The 25,552-nt window shown below is 71.3% G+C and carries 23 protein-coding genes; 9 read left to right on the top strand and 14 right to left on the bottom strand.

Going from position 1 to position 25,552, the window contains the following annotated elements; genetic code table 11:
- Positions 1-87: 87 nt before the first annotated feature.
- Complete coding sequence (locus AB0F17_RS03040; RefSeq protein WP_358015252.1) at positions 88-906, top strand: PaaX family transcriptional regulator C-terminal domain-containing protein; 819 nt, start codon at positions 88-90, stop codon at positions 904-906.
- A 29-nt stretch (positions 907-935) separates the two neighbouring features.
- Here the strand turns inward: AB0F17_RS03040 and AB0F17_RS03045 are convergent, their stop codons facing one another.
- The 3 genes from AB0F17_RS03045 to AB0F17_RS03055 are packed head-to-tail and all read right to left on the bottom strand — an operon-like array spanning position 936 to position 5,483.
- A complete protein-coding gene (locus AB0F17_RS03045; protein ID WP_358015255.1) occupies positions 936-1,826 on the bottom strand; it encodes an NUDIX domain-containing protein in 891 nt (296 codons plus the stop codon).
- Positions 1,827-1,857: 31 nt separating this feature from the next.
- Positions 1,858-3,099 (bottom strand): ATP-binding protein, encoded by a 1,242-nt coding sequence (locus AB0F17_RS03050; RefSeq protein ID WP_358015258.1) that lies wholly within the window; start codon positions 3,097-3,099, stop codon positions 1,858-1,860.
- Complete coding sequence (locus AB0F17_RS03055; RefSeq protein WP_358015261.1) at positions 3,096-5,483, bottom strand: TerB N-terminal domain-containing protein; 2,388 nt, start codon at positions 5,481-5,483, stop codon at positions 3,096-3,098. Before AB0F17_RS03055 ends, AB0F17_RS03050 begins: the two co-directional genes overlap by 4 nt.
- A 309-nt stretch (positions 5,484-5,792) precedes the next feature.
- Between AB0F17_RS03055 and AB0F17_RS03060 the strand changes: the two genes are divergently transcribed.
- Both AB0F17_RS03060 and AB0F17_RS03065 read left to right on the top strand, forming a co-directional pair.
- Positions 5,793-7,187: a tetratricopeptide repeat protein gene (locus tag AB0F17_RS03060; RefSeq protein ID WP_358015264.1), complete on the top strand. Its 1,395-nt coding sequence runs from the start codon at positions 5,793-5,795 to the stop codon at positions 7,185-7,187.
- 71 nt (positions 7,188-7,258) lie between these two features.
- On the top strand, positions 7,259-8,080 hold the full coding sequence (locus AB0F17_RS03065; protein WP_358015266.1) for a PIG-L family deacetylase: 822 nt from the start codon (positions 7,259-7,261) through the stop codon (positions 8,078-8,080).
- A 36-nt stretch (positions 8,081-8,116) separates the two neighbouring features.
- Here AB0F17_RS03065 and AB0F17_RS03070 read toward each other — a convergent pair whose 3' ends face one another.
- The 4 genes from AB0F17_RS03070 to AB0F17_RS03085 are packed head-to-tail and all read right to left on the bottom strand — an operon-like array spanning position 8,117 to position 11,906.
- Positions 8,117-9,130: a LacI family DNA-binding transcriptional regulator gene (locus tag AB0F17_RS03070; RefSeq protein ID WP_358015269.1), complete on the bottom strand. Its 1,014-nt coding sequence runs from the start codon at positions 9,128-9,130 to the stop codon at positions 8,117-8,119.
- Positions 9,131-9,140: 10 nt separating this feature from the next.
- Positions 9,141-9,947, bottom strand: coding sequence for an ATP-binding cassette domain-containing protein (locus AB0F17_RS03075; protein WP_358015272.1), 807 nt, complete (start codon positions 9,945-9,947; stop codon positions 9,141-9,143).
- Positions 9,944-10,915, bottom strand: coding sequence for an ABC transporter permease (locus AB0F17_RS03080; RefSeq protein ID WP_358015275.1), 972 nt, complete (start codon positions 10,913-10,915; stop codon positions 9,944-9,946). Before AB0F17_RS03080 ends, AB0F17_RS03075 begins: the two co-directional genes overlap by 4 nt.
- A gap of 1 nt (position 10,916) precedes the next feature.
- Positions 10,917-11,906, bottom strand: a complete 990-nt coding sequence (locus tag AB0F17_RS03085; protein ID WP_358015278.1) for a sugar ABC transporter substrate-binding protein — start codon at positions 11,904-11,906, stop codon at positions 10,917-10,919.
- 150 nt (positions 11,907-12,056) lie between these two features.
- On the opposite strand from AB0F17_RS03085, the gene AB0F17_RS03090 reads away from it, so the two are divergent.
- Positions 12,057-12,986 (top strand): carbohydrate kinase, encoded by a 930-nt coding sequence (locus AB0F17_RS03090; RefSeq protein ID WP_358015281.1) that lies wholly within the window; start codon positions 12,057-12,059, stop codon positions 12,984-12,986.
- 19 nt (positions 12,987-13,005) lie between these two features.
- On the opposite strand, the gene AB0F17_RS03095 is transcribed toward AB0F17_RS03090, so the two are convergent.
- Complete coding sequence (locus AB0F17_RS03095; RefSeq protein WP_358015284.1) at positions 13,006-15,156, bottom strand: DEAD/DEAH box helicase; 2,151 nt, start codon at positions 15,154-15,156, stop codon at positions 13,006-13,008.
- A 36-nt stretch (positions 15,157-15,192) separates the two neighbouring features.
- On the bottom strand, positions 15,193-16,737 hold the full coding sequence (locus AB0F17_RS03100) for a beta-N-acetylhexosaminidase (protein WP_358015287.1): 1,545 nt from the start codon (positions 16,735-16,737) through the stop codon (positions 15,193-15,195).
- Between the two features lie 161 nt (positions 16,738-16,898).
- Here AB0F17_RS03100 and AB0F17_RS03105 point away from each other — a divergent pair, with 161 nt between their 5' ends.
- Positions 16,899-18,368, top strand: coding sequence for an alpha/beta hydrolase (locus tag AB0F17_RS03105; protein ID WP_358015290.1), 1,470 nt, complete (start codon positions 16,899-16,901; stop codon positions 18,366-18,368).
- 41 nt (positions 18,369-18,409) lie between these two features.
- Here AB0F17_RS03105 and AB0F17_RS03110 read toward each other — a convergent pair whose 3' ends face one another.
- The 4 genes from AB0F17_RS03110 to AB0F17_RS03125 all read right to left on the bottom strand — a co-directional run bounded on the left by AB0F17_RS03110 (position 18,410) and on the right by AB0F17_RS03125 (position 22,437).
- Positions 18,410-18,886, bottom strand: coding sequence for a DUF6328 family protein (locus AB0F17_RS03110; protein ID WP_358015293.1), 477 nt, complete (start codon positions 18,884-18,886; stop codon positions 18,410-18,412).
- Positions 18,887-18,962: 76 nt separating this feature from the next.
- A complete protein-coding gene (locus AB0F17_RS03115; RefSeq protein WP_358015296.1) occupies positions 18,963-20,984 on the bottom strand; it encodes a xanthine dehydrogenase family protein molybdopterin-binding subunit in 2,022 nt (673 codons plus the stop codon).
- The gene (locus tag AB0F17_RS03120) at positions 20,981-21,952 is read right to left on the bottom strand and encodes a xanthine dehydrogenase family protein subunit M (RefSeq protein WP_358015299.1); all 972 of its coding nucleotides are present in this window, start codon (positions 21,950-21,952) and stop codon (positions 20,981-20,983) included. The genes AB0F17_RS03115 and AB0F17_RS03120 overlap by 4 nt, the downstream gene beginning before the upstream one ends.
- Complete coding sequence (locus tag AB0F17_RS03125; protein WP_358015301.1) at positions 21,949-22,437, bottom strand: 2Fe-2S iron-sulfur cluster-binding protein; 489 nt, start codon at positions 22,435-22,437, stop codon at positions 21,949-21,951. Before AB0F17_RS03125 ends, AB0F17_RS03120 begins: the two co-directional genes overlap by 4 nt.
- Positions 22,438-22,535: 98 nt before the next feature.
- Here AB0F17_RS03125 and AB0F17_RS03130 point away from each other — a divergent pair, with 98 nt between their 5' ends.
- Both AB0F17_RS03130 and AB0F17_RS03135 read left to right on the top strand, forming a co-directional pair.
- Positions 22,536-22,898 carry a cupin domain-containing protein gene (locus AB0F17_RS03130; RefSeq protein ID WP_358015304.1) on the top strand — a complete coding sequence of 121 codons (363 nt, stop codon included), beginning with the start codon at positions 22,536-22,538 and terminating at the stop codon, positions 22,896-22,898.
- An 88-nt stretch (positions 22,899-22,986) separates the two neighbouring features.
- Positions 22,987-23,577 carry a DUF4291 domain-containing protein gene (locus tag AB0F17_RS03135; protein WP_358015307.1) on the top strand — a complete coding sequence of 197 codons (591 nt, stop codon included), beginning with the start codon at positions 22,987-22,989 and terminating at the stop codon, positions 23,575-23,577.
- A 58-nt stretch (positions 23,578-23,635) separates the two neighbouring features.
- Here the strand turns inward: AB0F17_RS03135 and AB0F17_RS03140 are convergent, their stop codons facing one another.
- Positions 23,636-24,412 carry an AraC family transcriptional regulator gene (locus tag AB0F17_RS03140; protein WP_358015310.1) on the bottom strand — a complete coding sequence of 259 codons (777 nt, stop codon included), beginning with the start codon at positions 24,410-24,412 and terminating at the stop codon, positions 23,636-23,638.
- Between the two features lie 70 nt (positions 24,413-24,482).
- Here AB0F17_RS03140 and AB0F17_RS03145 point away from each other — a divergent pair, with 70 nt between their 5' ends.
- Together AB0F17_RS03145 and AB0F17_RS03150 are read left to right on the top strand one after the other, a co-directional pair.
- The gene (locus AB0F17_RS03145) at positions 24,483-25,289 is read left to right on the top strand and encodes a phytanoyl-CoA dioxygenase family protein (protein ID WP_358015313.1); all 807 of its coding nucleotides are present in this window, start codon (positions 24,483-24,485) and stop codon (positions 25,287-25,289) included.
- Positions 25,286-25,546: a hypothetical protein gene (locus AB0F17_RS03150; protein WP_219539448.1), complete on the top strand. Its 261-nt coding sequence runs from the start codon at positions 25,286-25,288 to the stop codon at positions 25,544-25,546. The genes AB0F17_RS03145 and AB0F17_RS03150 overlap by 4 nt, the downstream gene beginning before the upstream one ends.
- Positions 25,547-25,552: the final 6 nt, after the last annotated feature.

The raw sequence follows: 25,552 nt of genomic DNA on the forward strand, positions 1-25,552 counted from the left end.
CTCCGTACGAGAATCTTCTATAGAGAATTGATGCATCGTCAACTACTTGTAGCATTGAATCAGACTCCCGCCGCGAAAGGAGCGTTAATGGCCAGGCCGCCCCGCCGCCACCAGTCGAGCGCCAGGTCGATGCTGCTGACCGTGCTGGGCGAGCATGTGCTGCCGTCCGGCGAGCCCGCGTGGACGTCCGCGCTGCTGCACGTGATGGGCGGGCTCGGGGTGGAGGAGAAGTCGGCCAGGCAGGCGCTGGCGCGGATGGCCGCCGACGGGTGGATCGTGTCGGCGCGCTCCGGGCGGCGGGTGCGCTGGTCGCTGACGCGGCGCGGCCGCGAGCTGCTGACCGAGGGGGCCGAGCGGATCTACGCGTTCGGCCGCGACCGCGAGCCGTGGGACGGGCGCTGGGTGGTGCTGATCGCGACCGTGCCCGAGTCCCGGCGCGAGCTGCGTCACCAGCTACGTACCGGCCTGACCTGGGCAGGGTTCGGCAGTCCTGTGCCCGGCGTGTGGGTCAGCCCGCACGCCACCCGCGAGGCCGAGGCCAAGCAGGTGGTCGAGGGGCTGGGGCTCGACGTGGCGGTGTTCTCGTTCAACGGCCCCTACGCGGGGATCGGCTCCGAGCGGACGCTGGTGGAGCAGGCCTGGCATCTGGGGGAGCTGGCGGCGCACTACCAGGAGTTCATCCAGGAGTTCGCCGGCATGCGGCCGGAGCCGGGCGATGCGGTGCTGCTGGCGCAGGTCCGGCTCGTCCACGAATGGCGGCGCTTCCCGATGCTCGACCCGCGGCTGCCGCTGGAGCTGCTGCCACCGAACTGGATCGGGGTGCGCGCGGCCAACGTCTTCAACGACCTGCACGGCACCTGGCTGGCGGGCGCGCGCCAGCAGTGGGACGAGCTGCGGGACATGTGACACCTATATTGCGGGGCGTCACAACGCTGTCAAGCGATGCCTGTGGACCATCCGTACAGCGCGAACGGCTCCTCCGCCAGCACCCTGGCGATGGCGGCGGCCGGGTAGCCGATCGTGTCGTCGGGCAGTTCGCCGAGCGGCCGCCAGGCGAGCTCGGCGCACTTGTGCGGCTCGGCGTTGTACGGCTCGCCGTCCCACTTCCTGGCGACGAAGAACAGGCCCACACGGTCGGGGACGCGGTGCATGACGTGGGCGAACTCCAGGTCCTCCGGCCGGATGCCGACGCCGACCTCCTCGCGGGCCTCCCTGACGGCCGCGCCGACCACCGACTCACCGGGCTCCAGATGGCCCGAGGGCAGGTGCCACTGGCCGTCGCCGTAGCCGGTGTTGGCCCGTTTGCCGAGAAGTACGGTGCCGTCACGGACGAGCATCACGTGCACGTCGACGATGGCCCGGAACCTGTCGGGCCGCGGCTCCCCAGCGGCGCCGGTACCTGACCGCTCAGCGTCGGCGCGCGGCTCCACGCCGACCTTCGCCGCCGTCTCCTCCGCGCCTGGCCGCCCGGCGTCTCCAGTGCGGCGGTCCAGTGCCTGGGCCCATTTGACGGCGACCGCGGCCACCTGGATCAGCTCGGTCCGCAACAGCTCGGGGTCCGACTCGGCGAACGCCTCCAAGACCTCCTCACGCAGGATGTGCCGCCAGGTCAGCTCCCCGTGCCGGCCCGCCTCGTCGGTCTCCCGCCTCGCCCGATCGGCCTCGGCCACCGCGCCCTCGGCCCCGGTGCCGTCGGGCACGGCCTGCATGCCCCACTTGGCGTCCTGCGCCGCCCGTTCGGCCGCGACATCGCCGAGCACCCTGGCCAGCGACCCCGGCACCCCCGCGTCGCCGTCGCGCGCCACTCCTTCGCCGTCCTTCGTCATGAACGACGAGTATGCCCGATCTTGCGGGAAGTCAGGCCGGGCGCTCGTCAGCCTCCTCCGCCGACAGGTCCACCCCCGGCAGGAGCCGCCGCCAGCTCTCCCCGGAGTCCCGCTCCAGCACGGCCAGCAGGTCGCAGAACGCCTTGAACGTCGTCCGCGGCCGGCGAAAATACGCCTCCCCCACCCGCCCGAAGCAGTGATGCATGAAGGCCACCAGCGCGTCGTCGTCCACGAGGTACCGCCCACCCTCGCCGGAGGCGTACACGAACCGGATCTTGGCCAGCACCACGTACACCTCCTCGGCCGTCAGCGCGGCCAGCCGGAGCACCGGCCCCGAGCGATCCACCGGCCCGACCGCGGCGAAGGCGGCGGCGCCCAGCCGCCTCCGCAGCGCGGGGTGGCTGAAAAGCCCGCTGTGCCCGTCTCTGAGGAAGTCGGGGGTGCCCCCGAACACGAACCCCAGATGCGGGACCCCACTGCTGACGATGCCCAGGATCTGGTCGTAGTTGGCGTCCCGGGCCAGGGCATCGGCCAGCGTGTACAGGTTGTACATATCGTCCAGGCAGACGAGCAGCCCGCCGTACCCGGCCAGGCGTACGAACCGGCTCATCAGCGCGAGGTGATCGTGCACGGTGGCGTCGTCGATGATCGACCGTACGCCGAGCGCCGACCTGGCCTCCGCCGCGGTCGGGTACTCGGCGCGCAGCCAGCGCAGCGCGGCCGACTTGAGGTGGTCGTCGCCCGTGTCGTGGCCGCGCCAGTACGCGCCGATGACCTCGGCGAAGTCGTGGCCGCCCGGCCGCGTCGCCAGATGCGCCAGGCGTTCCCCGATCGCCAGGGCCGGGTCGGTGCCCGCCTGGCGGGCCTCGTCGAGCGCGGTGGACAGGAAGCGTTCGACGACGCCGGCGAGCGCGCCGCCGGTGGGCCTGGCCCGGGTGGACATGCTACGCGCCAGCTCGGTGTAGAGGGCGCGGGCCCGGCCCTCGCTCGAGTGCAGCCGGTGCTCGGCGGTGATGTCGGCGTGCATGGTGACCAGCCGCTTCTCCAGCGCCAGCGTCCGCGCCCGGCGCAGCAGGAACGTCTTGCCCGCACCGTGCTCACCGATGACGAACCGGACGGCCGAGCCGCCGACCGCGACGCGTTCGACGTCGGCGGTCAGCGCCGCCAGCTCGGCGGTACGGCCGGCCTGGATGTGGTGCTGGCCGATCAGCGGGACTCCCCCTGCCCGCAGCGCCTTGAGGAGGGCGTCGCGTTCGCGGGCGCGAACGGTCACTTCAGCATCTCCCCCAGCACTCGCCGGTCGACCAGGATCGGGTCGTCGCCGTCGAGCAGCGGATCGCCCACGGTCTCGTAGGCGGCCTCGTTGACGCGGTCTATCGCGCCTTCCGGCAGCAGGTTCCAGGCGTCCGCGAGGATCTCGAACTGGCCCCGGCCGATGTGCGGCTCATCGACGGCGGCCAGGGCGCGGACCAGGCCGGAGTGGCGGCCGTCCAGCCCCGCCACCGGGGTGACCTCGGGCGGTGGGGCGGGCACGGGGAGCGGCTCTTCGCCGGCGAGCAGCGAATCGAGCATTATCCCCACCTGGGCCGTCTCGGCCAGCCTGGCGACCGCCCCCCAGACGGGCACCGTCGGGGCACCGAAGACGGACCCCATGGGCACGGCCTGCGGCACGGACGCGTGCGGCACCGGCGACGACCCGGCGAGGTCCTGCTGAATGGGGTGCTCCTGCCCGGATGAGTAAGACCCGGGCCCAAACGGCGTGAAGGCGCTGGGCACAGACCCGTCAGGCGTGGAGGCATAAGGCCCGGGCCCATCAGGCGTGGAGGCATAAGGCCCAGGCCCGTACGGCGTGGAGGTGTAGGGCGCGGACCCATACGGCGTGGAGCTGTTGGGCACCGGCCCGAAGGGCGGAGAGGTGAAGGGCCCGGAGGGGTGGTGCGGCATGATGACGCGTGGCGGGGGCACCGGCTGGGCGGGGCCGTGGGGCACGTACGCCAGCTGGATCGGCGCCTGCCGCACGGCGGCGTACGACGCGAGCCCCATCTGCTCAGCCCCCGCCGTATCGCGGTCGAGCCCGAGCAGCCAGTGGATCCGGGCCAGGATGTCGGCCTCCTCCGGCGTGATGTGCCCGTCGGCGGCGGCCACGTCCCTCAGGAACTCCGCCACGTGAGCACGCTGAGTCGCGCCGATCGCCTGAACATGGTCGATCAGGTCGATCAGCGTCACCTCCCCCGCGAGCAGCCACTCCAGATGCGCCCGCAAGCGGGCCTGCTCGCCGGGCGTCAGATGCAGCGCCCGCTCAAGGTGCTCGCTCAGCCGGCGGTAGGCGACCTCGGGCGTCTGGCCGTCCGCCGTGCTCGCGGCGCCCAGGTGCAGCAGTACGGTGGCCGCCCGGTACGCGTCGGACGCCGCGGCCGTCGGCCCGTCCGGCGCGGCGAACAAGGCCATCATCCCCGCGGTCGGCACCGGACCCCCCAGACGCGGGTCCGGTTCGATCCCGACCCCGGCCCGGCCGAGGATCTGGGCGAGCGCGATGACGTCCTTCCTCGCGGGAACGGGCGTGGACAGCAGGGCGACGAAATCCTCGGCGGGCACGAGCGCGGTCTGCTGCGGCCCGAGCCGGCGCAGCGCCCACCGCACCGCCCCGCCCGCCCCGCCGGAGTCCAGATCGAGCAGCTCCGCGGGCAGCAGCGCCTGGGCGCGCACGCTCTGCCTGGCACCGGGCAGCCGGCCGAGGAAGCGGCTGTACGCCTCCAGCTCGGACCCGCACTCCTCGGCCAGCCCGAACAGCTCCCGGGTGGGCGCCGCGAGCGTCAGCACATCGGGTATGCCCGGCAGCACCGGCGGGGCCCCGGCGAACCCGGAGCTCGCGGGCCGGTAGTCGAAGACCAGTTCTTTACCGCCGGGCTGTACGACGAGCCCTTCGCCGTGCCGTGCCGCGTACCTCCGCTGGAACAGCGCGCCGAACTCCTCCGGGCAGCGCGTAGCGGGCGTGCCCGGCCGGTAGGCGGGGTGGGAGTGCAGCCAGGCCAGCGCCCAATCGGCGGGCACCGGCTGGCCCTGCGCCGCGAGCTCCCCCAGCCGGGCCCGCAACGCGAACGCCGCGCCGGTCACCTCGGGCTCGCAGAGGGCGGCCAGCAGCGCCTCGAACGGCGCCGCGTGCCGCTGGAAGGCGTCGTGCCCGGCGTAGAGGCCGATGAGGCGCTGTACCTCCTCGTGGATCACCGGCAGTTCCTCTTGGGCCGTGAAGCTGTCCAAGTGCAGGTCGTGCAGCACACGACGTTCGAGGCCGTAGAAATAGAGGAGGACGTAGCCCAGGGGCGTTCGCGGATAACAGCGCCCGTCGGCGAGCCAGCTCAGATAGGCCGCCCGCGACGGCGCCGGGAGGGCGGCATAGCTCGGCCAGCGGTCGAGCCCCTGACCGTCCCAGTCTGGCTGTGTCATGTCCACAGGCAGTTCGGGATCGATCAACGCCGGCTCCACCGACATCCCGGACGCGGAAGGCAGCTCGGAGCCCACGTAGAGCAGACCACCGACGATGGTCAGCCCGGCGATGTGGATACCGCTGCCCGGGGGCAGCCACGGCCCTTCCGGAGATGCAGACAGGGCGGGCTTGGCCTGGCCGGATGACGCATGACGGCCACGCGCGCGGTACACCAGTGGCCCTCCCTCCGCCTCACCAGGAAGTTGATGAGGATTGCACCCTAGCGCCCCGCCGATTGCCCGACATATCGCTCAACCTGCTCGTTACAATCTTGAATCCCGACCCTGCCTACCGTTTAGCGGACCGCCCGAAAATCTTTTTCTTACCGTCCGGATGACCGGGGCCCGCCGCCCTTGGTGATGCAGCCGCAATGACCAGGCGCATCCCCCGCCGAACCGTCTTACACCCTAAGGCAGCCGGACCCGCATGGAGGGCGGCACTCCCCCAGCTCGTGCCGTACGGCCTCCTTTTATAGTGGCTGAGTGACCGACGACCAGCACGGACTGGCGATGAGCGGCGCGGGTGGTGCCGCCGCCCGCCACTACGACCAGGCGATCGACGAGCTGCTGCACTTGCGTGTGGAGGTCGACGCCGAGACCGCGGCCGCCCTGTCCGAGGCGCCCGACTTCCCGATGGGCCAGGTCCTGACCGCCTACCTCGGGCTCCTGACCACGGAGGTGGAGGACGCGCGCACGGCCAGGCAGCGGTTCGCGGCCTGGCGGGCCCGCATGGGCGGCTCCGGAGGACTGCTGCCCCGCGAACGCGCGCACGTCGAGGCCGTCCAGGCACTGCTCGACGGTGACTTCCTGACCTGCGGCAGACTCCTCGGCGCGATCACCGAGCAGTACCCCCGCGACGCCCTGGCGCTGGCGGCCGGGCACCAGGTCGACTTCTTCACCGGCGACGCCCGCTCGCTGCGCGACAGGATCGGCGGCGCGCTCAACGCCTGGCACGAGGACGACCGGCATTACGGCCACGTGCTGGGGATGTACGCGTTCGGGCTGGAGGAGTCCGGCCACTACGACCGGTCGGAGGACGTGGGGCTGCGCGCGGTCGAACTGAACGCGCGTGACGTCTGGGGCATCCACGCGGTCGTGCACACCTACGAGATGCAGGGCCGCTTCGGCGACGGCATCCGCTACCTCGACGCCCGGCTCGGCGACTGGTCGACCGGCACGTTCTTCAACGTGCACACCTGGTGGCACTACGCCCTGTACGCGCTGGAGTCCGGCGACACCGGCCGCGCCCTGGCCATCTACGACGCGGCGCTGGCGGGCGGCCAGGGCTCGATGGAGCTGCTCGACGCCGCCGCGCTGCTCTGGCGGCTCCTCCTGGAGGGCTCCAGCCAGGACGAACGCTGGCGGGCGCTCGCCGACGCGTGGCCGGCCAAGATCGCGGAGCCGTTCTACGCCTTCAACGACATGCACGCCGTCATGTCGTACGTGGGCGCGGGCCGCGTCGCGGAGGCCGAGAAGCTCATCGCGAGTCGCGAGTCGTACCTCACCGAACCCCACCCGGACATCACCAACCACGCCATGACCGCCCGCGTCGGCCTGCCGGTCTGCCGGTCGCTGGTGGCCTTCGGCCGGGGCGACTTCGACGCGGTCGTGGACCTGCTGTATCCGATCCGGCATCGGATCAACGAGTTCGGCGGCAGCCACGCGCAACGCGACGCCGTGCAGAAGACGCTCCTGGAGGCCGCCCTGCGCGGCGGCCGCCGGGACCTGGCACGAGTGCTGATCAGCGAGCGGATCAGCGTACGGCCGTGCAGCCCGTTCAACTGGCTCAAGCAGGGCGCCCTCGCCGAGGCCCTGGGCGACCGCGCGGCGGCCGCGACGGCCCGCCTCCGAGCCGACCGGCTGGCCCGCCAGACCTGACCGCCGCCCAAAAGCCCCCGCCCAAAGGTCCCCGTCCGGAAGTGTCGGTTGCGCCCAGTAGGGTCTGCAGCATGGATCGGCAACTCACCCTGATGGCGGTGCACGCCCACCCCGACGACGAATGCCTGAGCACCGGCGGCATCCTCGCCCGCTACTCCGACGAGGGCATCCGCACGGTCCTGGTCACCTGCACCAACGGCGAGCAGGGCGACGGACCGGGCGGCGTCAAGCCCGGCGACCCCGGCCACGACGACGCCGAGGTGGCGGAGCGGAGGCTGGCGGAGCTGCGCGAGTCGGTGCAGCACCTGGGCATCGACCACCTGGAGCTGCTCGGCTACCGCGACTCCGGCATGGACGGCTGGGACACCAACACCCACCCCGACGCCTTCGCCAACGTAGCCGTCGACGTGGCCGCCACCCGCCTCGGCGAGCTGATCAAGCGCTACCAGCCGCAGGTCGTGGTCACCTACGACGAAACAGGCGGCAGCGGCTACAACCACCCCGACCACGTCCAGGCCCACCGCATCACGGTCGCGGCCATCGAGGCGACCGGCATCGCCGACAAGTTCTACTACACGGCCATCCCCCGCGCCGCGATCAAGCGCATGTTCGAGTTCATGCGCACCAGCGGTGTCGACCTGGGCGACTTCCAGCCCTCCGACGACTTCGGCACCCCCGACGAGCTGGTGACCACCGTCGTCGATGTCACCCCCTACGTCGAGCGCAAGTTCAAGGCCCTGCAGTCACACGAGAGCCAGGGCGAGAACATCTTCCTGCTCCGTATGCCCGAGGAGGCCCAGCACCAGGCGTTCTCCACCGAGTCCTTCACGCGGGTGGTCAACCGTGTGACCGCACCGGACCACGAGGACGACCTGTTCGCGGGACTACGCTGACAGACCGGCCCCGCGCATGCGCGGGGCCTTCCCAGCTCACCGAGAAACCGGCGACAGTTCCCCCGACCCCCTGACGATCAAGCGCGTGGGCACCAGGGTGCGCCGGGCCCGGGAGCGGTCGCCGTCCAGCCGGGACAGCACCAGCTCCGCCGCCACCTCCCCGATGGCCGCCGGATCCTGCGCCACGACGGTCAGCGGCGGATCCAGCACCTCCGCCAGCGGCAGGTCGTCGAAGCCCACCAGCGCCACATCCCGCCGCCCCGCCCGGGCCAGCGCCACCACCGCCCCCATGGAGGCCAGGTTGTTGGCCGCGAACAGCGCGGTGGGCGGGTGCTCCAGAGCCAGCAGCCGCAGGGTGGCCGCGCGGGCCGCCTCCTGGTCGTGGCCCGTCTCCACGAGGGCACGGTCGAAGGGCAGGCCCGCCTCCTCCAGGGCGTCACGGTAGCCCTGGAAACGTTCGCGGCGGGTGTAGAGGGTGGCGGGCAGGTCGCCGATGAAGCCGATCCGGCGGTGGCCGTACCCGATCAGGTGGGCGATGCCAGCCTGAGCGCCGGAACGGTTGCCGCTGACCACGCTGTCGGCGGTCAGGCCGACGGCGGGGCGGTCGAGGAAGACGATGGGCAGGCCGGCGACGCGTTCCGAACGCAGGTAGCGGTGGTCTCCGGTGGCCGAGGGGACCACGATGAGGGCGCTGACCCGGCGGGCCAGGAAGGTGGCGATCAGGGACTGCTCCAGGTCGGCGGTCTCGCTGGAGGAGCCGACGATGAGGGTCAGGCCGCGGGCCCGCACCGCGCTCTCGATGCCGCCCGCCACCGTGCCGAAGAACGGGTTGCCCATTTCGGGGATGACCAGCCCGATCGCGGCGTCCCTGGCCCCGACCCGCATGTTGCGGGCCATCAGGTTGGGTTGGTAGCCCAGTTTGCGGACCGCGGCCATGACGCGTTCGCGCGTCTCGATGGCCACGGGTCCGTCGTCGTTGAGCACCCGTGAGACGGTCTTGGCGGTGACACCCACCTCACGGGCCACGTCTGTCATGGTGGGACGCCGCATTTCGACCATGCTAGAGGCCGATCGCCTCCGCCGCGTCCTTGTCCGTCACGACCGACTTGCCTTCCGAAACCTGGATAGCACCGGTCATGATGGCGACGACCTCGGCCATGCTGTGGTCGCCCGGCTTGATCTGGGCGACGCGGCGGCCGAGCCGCTGGACGTGGATCCGGTCGGCGATCTCGAAGACGTGGGGCATGTTGTGACTGATCAGGACGACGGGCATGCCGCGGTCGCGGACCCGCCTGATCATGTCGAGCACCTGTCCCGACTCCTTGACCCCGAGAGCGGCGGTCGGCTCGTCCATCACGACGACGTGCCGGGCCCATGCCACGGCCCTGGCCACGGCCACACCCTGCCGCTGGCCGCCGGACAGCGACTCGACGGGCTGGGTGAGCGAGCGCAGGCCGATCTTCAGGTCGGCCATGTGCTTGGCCGACTCCTCGCGCATCCGCTTCTTGTCGAGCTTGCGGAAGATCGTGCCGAGCAGTCCCGGCTTGCGGAGCTCGCGGCCGAGGAACATGTTCGTCGCGATGTCGAGCGAGGCGGCGACGGCCAGCTCCTGGTAGACGGTCTCGATGCCGAGCCTGCGCGCTTCCAGGGGGTCGCGGATGCGCACGGGCTTGCCGTCGAGCAGGATCTGGCCCTCGTCCGGCTGCAGCGCGCCGGTCAGCGCCTTGATCAGGCTGGTCTTGCCGGCGCCGTTGTCGCCGATGACGGCGAGCACCTCGCCGGGCATCAGGTCGAAGTCGGCGCCGTCGAGCGCGACCACGTGGCCGTATCGCTTCACCAGGCCACGGGCCTGGAGTACGGGGGTCATCGGGTCCTCCTCCGGGAGAGCTGATCGACGGTGACGGCGAGGATCACCAGGATGCCCGTGATGAGCGTCTGATAAATCGACGGTACGCCCATGAGTTGCAGGCCGTTACGGAAGACCCCCACGATGAGCGCGCCGATCAGCGTGCCGAGCACCAGTCCGCGGCCGCCGAACAGGCTGGTCCCGCCGAGGACGACGGCGGTGATGCTGTCGAGGTTGTCGGTCTGCCCGGCCTGCGGGTCGCCCACGCCGGTCCTGGAGACGAGCAGCAGGGCGGCGAGGCCGTACACGAGGCCCGCGATGGTGTACACGCTGATCGTCAGCCGCTGCGTGCGGATGCCGGTCAGCCGCGCGACCTCCTGGCTGTTGCCCAGCGCGTACACGTGGCGGCCCCAGGCGGTCTGCCCGAGCACGTACGCGAAGAGCAGGAACAGCAGGATCGTGAGCAGCGAGCCGTAGGTGACGTTCGTCCCGCCGAGCTTGAAGGTCTGCCCGAGGAAGGTCAGCGCGGCCGGCAGGTCGGTGACCGTCTGGTCCTCGGAGTAGATGTGGGTCAGCGCGAACACCACGTTCAGCATGCCGAGCGTGACGATGAACGGCGGCAGCGAGATCTTCGTCACCAGCATGCCGTTCGCCAGCCCGAACGCCGCGCAGACGGCGATTCCGGCGGCGATCGCGAGCAACGGCGGCAGGCCGCTGGTGACGGCCAGCTTGGTCATCACGATGCCGCCGAACGCCATGATCGCGCCGTTGGACAGGTCGATGCCGCCGGTCAGGATGATGAGCGTCTGCCCGATGGCGAGCGTGCCGACGACCATCACCTGCTGGATGATCAGCGAGAAGTTGCCGCCGGTGAGGAACTGGTCGCTGTTGACCGCGAAGAACGCGCAGGCCAGCACGAGCGCGCCCAGCGGTCCCGCCGTCGGAGTGCTGATGATGCGGCGCGGCAGCGTCGCTTCCATGACGGCCATGTCAGCCCCAGCAGTTCGCCAGGCCGAAGGCGGTGTCCTTGGCCTCGACGCCCGGGACGGCCTTGTCGGTGATCAGGGTGACGCCGGTGTCGGTGTACCCCTTGGGCTTGGCGCCGCCCTTGGCGAAGGCGGCGACGGCCTTGACGCCGTCCTCGGCCATCTTCAGCGGGTACTGCTGCGAGGTCGCGGCGATCTCGCCGCTCTTCACGGCCTTGACGCCGGTGCAGCCGCCGTCGACCGAGACGATCACCACGTCCTTCTCGCGGCCCTTGGCCTTGAGCGCGGTGTAGGCGCCGAGGGCGGCGGGCTCGTTGATGGTGTAGACGAGGTTGATGTCGGGCGCCTTCTGCAGGCAGTTCTCCATCGCCTCCTGGCCCTTGGCCTGGTCGCCGCGCGTGTCCTGGGAGCAGGCGATCGACGGGTCGCCCTCGGCGATGCCGAAGCCCTTCAGGAAGCCGTCGTGGCGGAGCTGCCCGACCGTGATGCCGGGGGCCAGGTCGAGCGTGGCGATCTTCGCGGTCTTGCCGGCCATCGCGCCCTTGGCGTACTGGCCGATCAGCTCGCCCGCCTTGAGGTTGTCGGTGGCGAACAGCGCGTCGGTGGCGTCCTGCGGGTCCGTGGGCGTGTCCAGCGCGATCACCACGACGCCGGCGTCCCTGGCCTTCTTGATCGCGGGCACGATCGCCTTGGTGTCGTTGGGTGTGATGAGGATGCCCTTCACCCCGGCCGCGACCATGTTCTCGATGGCGGTGAGCTGGGAGGCGTTGTCCCCGTCGAACTTGCCGGCGGCGGTGAGCAACTCCATTCCGGCCGCCTTGGCGGCGGTCTGCGCGCCCTCCTTCATCTTGACGAAGAACGGGTTGGTCTCCGTCTTCGTGATCAGCCCGACCTTGGCGGCGGAGCTGGTGGTGGAGGCCTTTTGCTCGCCACCGCCGCAGCCGGTGACGAGGAGAGCGGCGGCCAGCAGTCCGGCCGAGAGCCTAGCAATCATGATGGCTTCCTATCAGGGATGATTCAATGTCATCGTTGACATATGTCAACGTTGACATTCGCCGTGCTGCGATGATGGACTCCGTTTCTAGAAACGTCAATGCCCCCGCGACGTAACAAATCTGCAAACATGGCAGAAAGGTTGACCCTGATGATCGCTGTCCTGGGCGAATGCGTCGCTGACGCCTTCGCTGACCGGCGTCCCGGTGAGCTGGAGCTCCGGGTGTTGCCGGGCGGGGGGCCCGCGAACACGGCAGTGGCTCTGGCCCGCCTCGGCACCTCGACCCGGTTCCTGGGGCGGGTGTCCGGGGACGTGTTCGGGGAGCTGTTCCGCGAGCACCTCGCCTCCTCAGGGGTGGACCTGTCGGCCTGCGTACCCGCCGCCGAGCCGAGCACGCTGGCGGTGGCCTCGCTCGACGAGCGGGGCCAGGCGGCCTACAGCTTCCACGCCGAGGGCACCGCCGACTGGCAGTGGACGCCCGAGGAGCTCGCCGCCGTCGACCCGCGCGGCTGGTCCTGCCTGCACACGGGGTCTCTCGCGCTGGTCAGGCGGCCGGGCGGCGCCGCCGTGGAGGCGTTCGCGGCGGACGCCCGCGAGCACGCGACGGTCTCGATCGATCCCAACGTACGGCCCAGCCTGGCGAGCCGGGAGGACTATCCGATGGCGCGCTGGTGCGCGGTGGCCGACATTCTCAAGCTCAGCGAGGACGACCTGTCCTTCCTGATGCCGGACGAGCCGGTGGAACGTGCCTGCGACGCCTGGCACGCGGCGGGGGCCCGGCTCATCGTGATCACCCAGGGCGCGGCGGGCGCGCTGGTGTCACTGGACGGGAAACGGACGTCGGTGCCGGCGCCGCGGATCAAGGTCGTCGACACCGTGGGGGCCGGTGACTCCTTCACCGCCGGGCTGCTGCACCGGCTGGGCGTACGGGGGCTGCTCGGGGGCCGCCTAGAGGGGCTCGACCTGGAGACGGCCGCCGACGCCGCCGCCTTCGCCGCCCGGGCGGCGGCGCTGACGTGCTCGGTCGCGGGGGCCAACCCGCCGTGGGCGCACCAGCTCAACGAGCCCGCGGGACTGTGACGCGGCACGGAACCCAGCGCTACCGAACCGAAGCCCCGCCCAGGAGCCGGGCCTGCTCCTCCTCGACGATCTGGCGGGCCAGCGTCTGCTCGGACACGTCGATCGCGTCGGGCGCGGACTCGGCCAGGTCGCTGCGCCTGGCGTACGCGTCGAACAGCACCGTCTTGGCGTGCAGGATCTTCAGCATCCGCTCATCCACGCCGCCGGGCGAGAGCAGCCGGTGCACCTGGACCCTGCGCACCTGCCCCATGCGGTGCGCGCGGGCCACGGCCTGGCTCTCCATGGTGGGCTTGACCTGCGGTTCGCAGATGATCACGACGGAGGCGGCCTGGAGGTTGAGCCCGACCCCGCCGGCCTGGATCTGGGCGAGCAGCACGGCGTGCCCCGGCACCATACCGAACGCGTCCACGGTCTCCTGGCGGCGCTCCGGCCGCAGGTCACCGGAGAGCGGCCCGTGGACCGCCGGGCCGAGGGCGTCCCGCACCGCGGTCAGGACGTCGCGGAAGTAGGAGAAGACCACCACCTTCAGCCCGCTGCCCGCCGCCTCGTCGACCAGTTCGCGCAGCCGTTCGAGCTTGGCCGACTTGTCCGGCACCGCGTAGGCGGCGCGGCGCATGGCCATGAAGTTGCCCGCCGCGACCGCCTCCCGGTAGGCGTCGGCGTCCGCGGCGCTGAGCTCCTCCCACTCGTCGACGTGCACGAGATCGGGCAGTTCGGTGAGCACGTCTTCCTGGTTGCGGCGCAGGTAGACGGACGCCACCGCGCGCCGGAACGCCTGCGCTCCGGCCGCGGCGTCGCTGCCGCGCACCTGGGCGAGCAGGGCGGGCTGGAGGTGGCGAACCAGGTTGCGGAACTCCTCCACCCGGTTCTCCATCGGCGTGCCCGTCATGAACAGCACCCGCTCGACCCGCCCGCACCACGCGGCGACGGCCCTGGACCGGCGGGCCTCGGGGTTCTTGACGTAGTGGGCCTCGTCGACCACCATCATGCCCACCTCAGCGGGCACGTCGTCGAGCCGGTGCAGCCCGTCGAAGGTGGTCACGGCCACGCCGCCGCGGTCCAGCCACTCCGCCAGGGCGGTGTCGCGCTCGCCGCCGTGCAGCCGGTAGGCGCGCAGCGTGCTGCGGGTCTCGATCTCGCGGGTCCAGTTGATCAGTACGCTGGCCGGGCAGACCACCAGGAAGTGGCCCATACCGCGCGCTTTGAGGTGCGCGAACGCGGCGATGGCCTGCACGGTCTTGCCGAGCCCCATCTCGTCGCCGAGGATCACCCGGCGCTGCGCCAGCGCGAACCGGGCCCCGAACGCCTGGTAGCCACGGAGCGAGACCCGGCGGTGGGTGTCGTCGAGCTCCTGGTTCCTGACCCGCTCGGCCAGGTCGTCGGGCAGGAACCCCTCGGCGGCGACCCGGTCGCCCGGCTCCAGGGCGGCGATCTCGGCCAGCAGGTTGTAGTAGTCGGCCGCGCGGATCTCGAAGTCGATCCACACCTCCGCCCCGGAGGGCGCCGGCCGCAGCAGGTCCACGGTCGCCTGCGTGATGAGCAGCCGCGTCTCGGTCTGCCCGGCGAGGATCTCGGAGATCCCGGCGACGGCCTCCTCCGCCCGCCGCCGCTTCTCCTCGCCGGACAGCAGCCGGCGCCACCAGCCGCTCATCACCCGCGCCACCGGGATCAACGCGGCGAGCCGCTCATCGACCGCGTCGCCCGTCCGGCGGGCGCGCGGCAACTCGGCTCCCGCGGCCACCAACGGGTACAGGGCGGCGAGCAGCGCCGTGGTCTCCTCGTCCTGGCGCTCGACGTCGATCTGGACGGCGGTGACCTCCCGCGCGGCGCGCTCGATCTGCTTGGCCGCCGCGTGCACCTGCCGCTGCGTCTGCGGCCCGATCCCCGGCAACCGCTGCAGCTCGTACGGCGTGGCGTCCAGCACGTCGAGCACCGTCGTGTAGCCCATGCGCTCCAGCATCCCGAGCCGCAGCCGCCCGCCGGTCACGTCCTTGAGCCGGGCCACCGGGATGCCCGCGAGCTCGGCCCTGGCCTGCGGCTTGCGCAGCGCGGACATCGCCGCCACGACCCGGGCCAGCGCGCGCTCGTGCTCCGCACGCAACTCCCGCGCCTCGGCGAGCAGCCGCGCCGCCTGCCGCAGCACGTCCCGCACTTCCCTGGCACCGCCCACGACCTTGAACGCTACAGTCCCGGCGGCGCGGTCAGCTCAGGAACCGGCAGGCCAGGCAATCTGCCCCGAGTGGTAGTAATTCACGCCCATGACGCGCCACCGCGGCCCCTGCGCCCCGAGGCGCTTCTTGAAGGCGGTCCAGTCGTGCTTGCCGTACGGGGACCAGGCCAGTTCGGCGAGGGCGGGCAGGCGCGGGAAGGCCATGTAGTCGATGTCGGCCGACGTCCTGATCGTCTCGGTCCATAGCGGCGCCTCCACGCCCAGGACCTGCTGGGACGGCAGGCCGGTCAGGTAGGTGCCCGGGTTCCAGCCGTAGGCGTCCTTGACCTCGATCAGCCCGGCCCAGTCCTGGCCGAGCGGGGTGCGCGAGTTGTACTTCATGTCGAGGTAGGCGCGGCTGGCCGGGGACATGATGACCTTCCGCCCGGCGCCGGCGACGGCGCTGTCGTCCGGCGTGGTGCCCCAGTACTGGGCGACCGTGGAGGGCAGCGGCGTGGCCTTGACGATGTCGTGCCAGCCGATGATGGTCTTGCCGTGCGCGGCGGCGATGGCCTGCGCCCGGTTCATGAACGCGGTGTAGTCGGCCGGCTTGGTGGAGGTGGCCTCGTCGCCGCCGAGGTGCAGGTAGGGGCCGGGGGTGATCGCGGCCAGCTCACCGAGCACCTGGTCGATGAAGGTGTAGGTGATCTCCTTCGACGTGCACAGCGAGCTGAACCCGACGTCGGTCCCGGTGTAGAGGGGCGGCGCGACGCCGCCGCAGTTCAGCTCGGCGTATGAGGCCAGGGCGGCGTTCGTGTGCCCGGGCAGGTCGATCTCAGGCACGACGGTGATGTTGCGGGCCGCGGCGTAGGCGACGAGCTCCCGGTACTGGGCCTTGGTGTAGTAACCGCCCGGGTCGCCGTCGACGGCGGTGCTGCCGCCGTACGTGGCCAGCCTGGGCCAGGAGTCGATGGCGATGCGCCAGCCCTGGTCGTCGGAGAGGTGGAGGTGCAGGTAATTGATCTTGTACAGGGCGATCTGGTCGATGTAGCGCTGGACGGCCGCCACGGGGAAGAAGTGGCGAGCGACGTCGAGCATGGCGCCCCGGTAGGCGTAGCGCGGCGCGTCGGTGATCCGCCCGCCCTGCACGGGCCACGGTCCCGGCTGGACGGTCGCGCTGTCGGCCGCGTACGGCAGGAGCTGGCGCAGCGTCTGCACCCCGTTGAACAGCCCGGCGGCCCGGTTGGCCAGCACGGTGATCCCGGTGGCGGTCACGTCGAGCTGGTAGGCCTCGTCCCCGCCGCTCACGCTGCCCAGCCGCAGCGAGATGCCGCCGGCGGCCGGCGCCGCGACGATGGGCACGGGGTAGCCGGTCGAGCGCCGCAACTGCCGCGCGAGCTGGTCGCCCACGGCCGGGACGTCGGTGTAGAGACTCGTGGACGAGGTGATCCGGTACGTGACCCCGGCCGCGGGCGTCGCGCTGACCGGCACGGGGACCACGCCACCGAACCCCAGGGGCGCGGCGACGCGCGCGCCGGGGGACGCCGACACCGAAGTGGCCACGAGGGCCGCCACCAGGACCAACACTGTGCGCAAGCTCATGGGATCACCATACGGATGCGATCCGCACTAGTAAAGAAACTTTCCAAATACGCTTGCACGCCGCTTGGCCAGTGGCCTTAAAGAGGCTCGCAAGCAGTAGCCCCAACCATCGGAGAGTCAGCTAAGCGATATCCACTCGGCCGCCAGACGAGGACAGAGATATGCGACGCCTTCTCGGGATCATCACCCCGTTAGTCATCGGCCTGCTGTCAGCAGGTTTCGTCACCGCCGAGCCGGCGGCGGCACAGCCCGCGCGGGCGTCCGACGGCGGCCTGAACGCCTACTACGGCCAGCGGCTTGCGTGGACCCCCTGCAAGGGCGGTTTCCAGTGCGCGAAGCTCAAGGTTCCGCTCGACTACACCAAGCCGTCGGGCAAGCGGATCGAGATCGCGGTGATCAGGCTGCCGGCCAAGGGCGGCAAGCGGCTCGGCTCCGTGGTGACCAACTTCGGCGGCCCCGGCGGGTCGGGCATCGACCTCCTGAGAGCCACCTCGAAGACGAAGTTCACCGCCACTCTCCGCTCGCGGTTCGACCTGGTCAGCTTCGATCCGCGTGGTGTGGGCGCCTCCGCCCCCGTGCGGTGCATGCCCACCGCGGTGGCCGACTGGTACCACTCCGTCGACGACACCCCGGACTCGCGGACCGAGGTGAAGATGTACAACTACGCGCAGCTGCGGCTCGCGCAGGCCTGCCAGGCCAACTCCGGCGCGCTCCTGCCGTTCGTGGGCACACCGAACGCCGCGCGGGACATGGACGTGCTCAGGGCCGCTCTCGGCGAGTCGCGCCTGACCTACATCGGCTTCTCGTACGGCACCCTCCTCGGCGCCACCTACGCGAACCTGTTCCCGGCCAGGGTGCGCGCGCTGGTGCTCGACGGCGCGGAGGACCCCTCCGTGAACGCGGGCGACTTCGGCGCCGACCAGGGTGTCGGCTTCGGGGTGGCGTTCGACTCGTTCGCAGGTGACTGCTTCAAGCACAAGGACTGCCCCTTCACCAAGCGCACGGCCGTCAAGCGGATGCGGGCCCTGCACGACCGGACCGAGAAGGCACCGCTGGTCAACACCTACGACGGCAGGCAGGCCACCCAGGCCATCGTGTACACCGGCATCCAGGGTCTCCTGTACGACCAGCGGTCGTGGCCGGCCCTCCGGCAGGCGCTCGGCCGGGCCTTCAAGGGCGACGGCACGCTCCTGTTGCAGTACGCCGACCAGTACAACGCGCGGGGCGCCGACGCGACCTACGCCAACCTGATGGAGGCGCACACGGCCATCGACTGCCTCGACCACCCGACCTGGAGGCAGGCGGTGCGCCACGCCAAGGCGATCAGCTCCGGCAAGCGCATGGCCAGCCCGTGCGACTTCTGGCCGGTCAGGAGCAAGACCGTCAACAAGGCGATCCACGCCAAGGGCGCGCCGCCCATCCTGGTGGTCGGCACCCTGCGCGACCCCGCCACGCCGTACAAGTGGGCGAAAGCACTGGCTTCCCAGCTCTCGTCGGGCGTGCTGCTCAGCTTCGACGGCGACGGCCACACCGCCTACAGCACCGGCTCGGCCTGCGTCGACAAGACGGTGGACCGCTACCTGATCACCCGGGTCCCGCCCCGTGACGGGAAGATGTGCCCGAAGATCTGACCCCAGGCTCCACCTGACCCCGGTCGCCCGTGCGCCCGGGGTCAGCCGCTGCCACCGTCCCCGTTGGCCGAGCGGTCGATCACCGGTTGCACGAACCAGCTCCACACGGCCAGCAGGGCGACGAAGGCGGCCGTGATCACCGCCACCGTGTTGTGGAACAGGTAGTCGACCACCAGCAGGGTGGCCGCGGTCATCGAGACGGCCAGGGCCAGCGCCCCCGCGATGCCGTACAGGTTGGACCGGCGGACCAGCGTCTCCTTCAGCCCCTGCCGGAAGAGCACCCGGTGCTGGGCGGCCGGGGCGATGTAGCAGATCGACGCGATCGCGGCGCTGACCAGCGCCACGTAGAACAGCCGCCGATCGGCCAGGCCCAGCTTGTCGAACCCCTGCGAGAACGGGACCGTCAGCAGGAACGCGAACAGCACCTGAACCCCGGTCACCGCCACACGGGCGCTCTGCAGCAGCTCCACGAAGTTGCGGTCGGCCCGCTCGTTGCGGGTCTCCTTGTCCGGTTCCATACGCCTTCATCTACCGAAGCCAGAGCACTTCACACTGAAAGCACGATCTATCAGCGCATTCCGAACAGGAAACGGGTCAGGCGAGCAGGCGGGCGGGGGTGATGGGCAGGTCCCGGACGCGGATGCCGGTGGCGTGGTAGACGGCGTTGCCGATGGCCGCGGCGGTGCCGACGATGCCGATCTCGCCGATTCCCTTGGCGCCCATCGGGTTGAGATGCGGGTCGTCCTCCTCGATCCAGGCCGCGTCGATCCGCTCGATGTCCGCGCACACCGGGACGTGGTACTGGGCCAGGTCGTGGTTGCTGAACCCGCCGAACTCCTCGTCGGTGACGGTCGCCTCCATGAGCGCCATGCCCAGGCCCATCGTCATACCGCCGACGAACTGCGACCTGGCCAGCTCCTCGTCGATGATCCGCCCGGCGGCGAAGATGCCCAGCAGGTGCGACACGCGTACCTCGCCGGTGTCCATGTCCACCCGGACCCGGGCGAACTGGGCGCCGAAGGCGTGCCTGGCCAGGTTCTCCTGCGCCTTGATGGCGTCGGCGGTGTCGGCGGCCCCGTGCTTGCCGTCGCGCAGCGCCTCCTCGCAGGCGGCCACGACGGCCGAACCCCAGGAGGCGGTGCCCATGGAGCCACCGGCCAGCGGGGCGGCGGGCAGGTCGCTGTCGCCCAGCTCGACACGTACCTGTTCGGGCGGGACGCCGAGCGCGGTCGCGGCGATCCTGGTCAGCGCGGTGCGGGCGCCGGTGCCGAGATCGACGGCGGCCACGCGGACGACGTAGCCGCCGTTCTCGACGGTGGCGGTGGCCTGGGACGGGCGCCGCATGGCCGGGTAGGTCGAGGAGGCGACGCCGGTGCCGATGAGCCAGCGCCCCTGGCGGCGGACGCCGGGGGTGGGATCGCGTCCCTCCCAGCCGAACCGGCGGGCGCCCTCCAGCAGGCAGGCCACCAGGTTGCGGGAGCTGAACGGCCGGCCGCCCGCCGGCTCGGCCTCCGGGTCGTTGAGCACCCGCAGCTCGACGGGGTCCAGGCCGGCCGCGATGGCCAGCTCGTCCATGGCCGACTCCAGCGCGTACATGCCGGGGCATTCGCCCGGGGCGCGCATCCACGACGGGGTGGCGACGTCCAGCCGGACCAGCCGGTGGGCCGTGCGCAGCGCGGGCGTCTCGTACATGGTGCGGGCCGGGGTGGCGGTCTGCTCGGCGAACTCGATCAGCGTCGAGCTCTGCTCGGCGACCTCGTGTTCGACGGCGGTCAGGCGCCCGTCGGCGTCGGCGCCGAGCCGCAGCCGCTGGATCGTCGGCGTGCGGTAGCCGGTGACGTCGAACAGTTGCTGTCGGGTCAGCGCCACCTTCACCGGCCGCCCGGTGGCGCGCGCCGCGAGGACGGCGAGCACGGTGCCGGGCCGGATGACGCCCTTGGCCCCGAAACCGCCGCCGACGTGCCGGCACACCACGCGCACCCGCTCGGCGGGCAGGCCGAGTATCTTGGCGATCATGTCGCGGGCGGTGGACACGCCCTGCGTCGCGTCGTAGACGGTCAGGTCACCGTCACCGTTCCAGACGGCGAGCGTGGCGTGCGGCTCCATCGCGTTGTTGTGCATGGCCGGCGTCGTGTACGTCACGTCCACGGTGAAGGCCGCCGCGGCCAGCCCGGCCGCCACGTCGCCCTTCTCGGTGTCGGCGGGATAGAACGGGTTCACCTTCTCCGGCCGGTAGAGCCCAGGATGATCGCTACGCAGCCGTACGTCGTGCGGGTCCTCCTGGTAGGTGACCCGCACCGCCCGCGCGGCCGCGCGGGCGTTCTCGTAGGTGTCGGCGACCACGGCGGCGACGATCTGCCCCCGGTAGGCGACCTCGCGGCGCTGGAACAGCCCGAGCTCGGGGTCCGCGCCGGGCGCCAGCTCGGGGGGATCCTCGCTGGACAGTACGGTCAGCACGCCCGGCATGGCGAGCGCCCCGGCCGCGTCGATCGAGGTGATGCGGCCCCTGGCGATCTCGGCCTGGACCGGGTAGGCGTAGGTGACGCCCTCGACAGGGTATTCGGCCGCGTAGGTCGCGCGGCCGGTGACCTTGTCGTGCCCCTCGATCCGGTTCATGGCGCCAGCTCCAGCAGGGTGCGGACGATGAGGTTGCGGGCCAGCTGCACCTTGTGCGCGTTGCGCGGCAGCGGGCGGGCCCGCGTGAGCTCGGCGTCGGCGGCCCGGCCGAAGCTCTCCTCGCCCGCCCGGGCGCCGCGCAGCGCCTGCTCGGCGCGCTCGCACCGCCACGGAGCGTGCGCCACTCCCCCGAGCGCGATCCGGCACTCGCGCACGGTCCCGTCCCCGGCGACGTCGAGGGCGGCGGCGATGGACACCAGCGCGAACGCGAACGAGGCACGCTCGCGGACCTTGCGGTAGCGGGAGGCGCCCGGCGGCGGGGCCGGCAGGTGCACGGCGGTGACCAGCTCGCCGGGCTCCAGCACGGTGTCCCTGCCGGGCTCGTCGCCGGGCAGCCGGTGCAGCCCCGGCATCGGGATCACCCGGTCGCCGCCGGGCCCCGTGACGTGGACGCGGGCGTCGAGCGCGGCCAGCGCCACCGCCATGTCGGACGGATGGGTCGCCACGCAGGCGGCGGTATGCCCCAGGACCGCCAGGTTGCTGTGGTCGCCGTCGATCGCCGGGCAGCCGGATCCGGGCAGCCGCTTGTTGCACGGCTTGGAGACGTCCTGGAAGTACGGGCAGCGGGTGCGTTGCAGCAGGTTGCCGCCGACGGTCGCCATGTTGCGGATCTGCCCCGACGCCCCGGACAGCACCGCCCGCGCCAGCATCGGGTAGCGCTCGCGGACCAGCGGGTGGGCGCCGAGGTCGCTGTTGCGCACGGCGGCGCCGATGCGCAGCCCGTCGCCGTCGGGCTCGACGCGGTCGAGCGGCAGCCGGCTCACGTCCACCAGGAACTCGGGCTCGGCCACGCCCAGGCGCATGAGGTCGACGAGGTTGGTGCCACCGCCCAGGTACATCGTGCCCGGCCGGAACCTGGCCACGGCGTCGGCGGGGTCGGCGGCCCGCGCGTACTCGAAGGATCTCATCGCGCCACCTCCACGATCGCGGTGACGATGTTCGGGTAGGCGCCGCACCGGCACAGGTTGCCGCTCATCCGCTCGCGGATCTCCTCGGCCGTCAGCGCCGGGTCAGTGGCCAGGTCGTCGGTGATGGCGCTCGGGCCGCCCTCGGCCAGCATCCCGGCGGCCGAGCAGAGCTGGCCGGGGGTGCAGTAGCCGCACTGGAAGGCGTCGTGCTCGATGAAGGCCGTCTGGAGCGGGTGCGGCCGGTCACCGTCCGCCAGTCCCTCGACGGTCGTGATGTCCGAACCGTCCTGCGCCACGGCCAGCGCCAGGCAGGCGTTGGCCCGCCGGCCGTCGATCAGCACCGTGCAGGCGCCGCACTGACCGTGGTCGCAGCCCTTCTTCGAGCCGGTCAGCCCGAGCCGTTCGCGCAGCAGATCCAGCAGCGAGACACGCGGGTCCACGTCCACGGTCCGCCGCGCGCCGTTGACCTGCAGGGTGACCTCCATGGCGCTCGCCTACCCGGTGCGCGAACGGCTCAACCCGCCTCCGCCTTGTACGGAGGAATGGGCGGTGAAAGACTTAACTGTGACGAAGGGGGATCGTCATGATAGAAGTCAAGAGCATCGACAAGCCCGACGAACGCCGCGACTTCCCGATGGGGCATCTCGAGGTGTGCAACCTGACGGGCCTGGCCTTCGGTGTGGCCACGTTCGAACCCGGATGGCGCTGGTCGGCGTCCGTCAAGCCGATCGTGGGCACCGATTCGTGCCAGGTCCACCACAACGGGTTCGTCGTACGCGGCCGGCTCCGCATCCGGATGGACGACGGCACCGAGGCCGAGATCGGACCGGGAGAGGTCTTCGTCGCCCCGCCCGGACACGATGCCTGGGTGGTCGGGAACGAGCAGGTCGAGGTGTACGACTTCGCTGGTGGCGCCGCGGAATACGCCAAGGCACGGACCGCCTAGACGGTGGCTTGCCGCGGGGGTGACACTTCGCGGCGAGCCCACTTAATCCCGTTGCCGGGCCCGGACCCTGTTCGCCAGGCTGAACGGCATGAACGTGCCCTACCGCCAGATCCGCGCCGCCTACACCGAGGAGTCGATCACCGTCTACCAGGCGTACGACCCGGCCATCGCCGCTCCCGCGGTAACCGCGCAGCGGTTCGTGGCGCCCTTCAAACGGGACCGGATGACCTGGATCAAGCCGTCGTTCCTGTGGATGATGTACCGCTGCGGCTACGCGACCAAGCCCGGCCAGACCCGTGTGCTGGCCATCGACCTCACCCGCGACGGTTTCGCCTGGGCGCTGGCCCACGCCTGCCTCAGCCACCCTGACCGCGACGGCGATCAGGAGAGCTGGAAGGAACGCCTGAGGCACAGCCCGGTGCGCATCCAATGGGATCCCGAGCGCGGCCCGCGCCACAACGCCCTCCCTCACCGATCCATCCAGATCGGCCTGTCGGGCCGGGCCGTCGACCACTACCTCGACGACTGGACGATCGCGATCACCGACATCACCGACCGAGTCCGCGAGCTGCACACCGCGCTCCGCGACCGCCGTGACGTGACCGGCCTGCTCCCGTTGGAACGCCCCTACCCGGTGCCGGAAGATCTCGCCCAGACCATCGGCGCGACCACCACCTGATCCACGCGGCCCGCGATCGCCCGTGGATCACGTGAGCCCCGCGATCGGCCCGCACCGCTCACGTGATGCGACCGCGGCCCCGGATGGCCCGTGGAGACGCGCCGAGCTCGCGACGGCAGGCCTTGTTGAACGCCTGAAGGTCGGGGATCCCGACTACCGCGGCGATGGCCGAGATCGACAGCGTCGACTCCCGGAGCAGGTGGCGGGCCCGTTCCATGCGGCGGCGCCGGATGTAGGCGACCACCGTGTCTCCGGTCTCGGCGCGGAGCAGCCGGGTGAGATGGTTGTGCGACATCCCGGCCGCGGCGGCGATCTCCGGAACCGTCAGCGGCCCGGCCAGGTTGGCCTCGATGTGGGCGACGGCGGCCGAGACGGCGGCGTGCGACCGGCCGCTGTCCAGGGCGGGAGAGAGCTGGACGATGCGCCAGAGCACCGCCCACACTTCGGCCACGGCCCGCGACGGCGTTCCCGGCGAAGCCGAAACGGCCTGCCGGAGCATCCCGGCCAGCAGCGGCGCCTCGGCACCGGCGTCCTGCATCACCGGCACCGTGTGCGCCTGGCCCACCTCCGCCGGGCGCAGGTGCGCGTACAGGTGCTCCGAGCGGCCCCGATAGCGGTAACGCACCTGCGTGCCCGGCGGGATCAGGCTCACGCGGCCCGGCCTGATCGGATACGTCACGCCTTCGATCTCCAGCTCGGCCGGGTAGCCGTACAGGTGCAGCTGCCACAGGTCGGGCAGCCGGAACACGTCCGTCAGGCTGCGGATCCCGTGCACGCCCACCCCGACGTTCGCCACCGACGGCGGCTCGTCCAGCCTGATGAGCGACCGCTCCATGGTGAAATTTAACCACAAGTCGGTGAATGCATCCCATTACATCGATATGTAGTGTCTTTAGGTTCGACGTATGCAAACCACTTTACTGACCTCAGTACAGATGGCCGGCTTCGTGGCGCAGGGCTCCCTGCGGATGGACGCGGTCGTGCCCGCGGAGATGAACGAGCAGGCGATCGACGTGCTCAAGGCCGGAATCCCGGCGGTGCCGTACGGCACGCCCGTGGCCGAAGCCTTTCCAGCGGGCTCCTTCGCCCGCCGCCTCGTCGACCTGCCCGCCGTCGCGGGCGCGCTGCACAGCCTGGTCGGGCCGGACCCGACCGTCGACCATCACGCCGTGCACATCCGTGAGCCGCAGGGCGGAAGCGCCCAGCCGCTGCACGGCGACGCGATCATCGACACCCGGATGGACGCCTTCGACGTGCAGCTCATGTACTACCCGCACGAGGTGACCGCCGACATGGGCGGCACGCTGAGCGTGCCGGGCAGCCATCTGCGCCGCACCAACGAGAGCGACACCGGCCGCTACCAGAACCTGCGCGGCCAGACCCGGCTGACCTGCCCCGCGGGCACCGTCGTCATCCTGCACCACGGCCTCTGGCACGGCGGGCGGCGCAACGACGGTGACGTCCGCAGGTACATGTTCAAGATCCGGTTCAATCCCACCGTGCCGCAGGTCCGCCTGTGGGACACCTCCGACCTCGACGATCCGGCCGTTATCGCCGAGCTGAGCCGTCGCTTCCCTTGGTACGAGCCGGCCACCGGACGCCTGGAGGTCTACAACCGGGCCAAGCTCTGGCGGGCGCTGACCGGCGACGCCAGCTTCGACATCGACTACTTTCTGACCCGCGTCAGCAACCGCCCTGGGAGGGTCGCGTGAAGCAGCAGGTTCTCGTTCTCTACCTGGCCACTTCGGCACTGGACGCCGCTGTCGTCGGCTGGTCCCGCTACGACGGCACCGGTGCGACCAACCCCACGACGGGCGACGGCGACGAGCCGCCCTACGAGACGGGCGTCGAGGCGCTGCGTGACGGCTGGCGGCTGTTCCAGGCCTCCCAGCTCATCCCGCCGTACCCGGGCCACGAGTACGACACGTCGTTCCTCAAGCACGAGTTCTTCTTCGAGAAGCTGTCCTGAGCCCGC

It is taken from the genome of Nonomuraea sp. NPDC026600, from assembly GCF_040638335.1.
Classification (GTDB): Bacteria; Actinomycetota; Actinomycetes; order Streptosporangiales; family Streptosporangiaceae; genus Nonomuraea.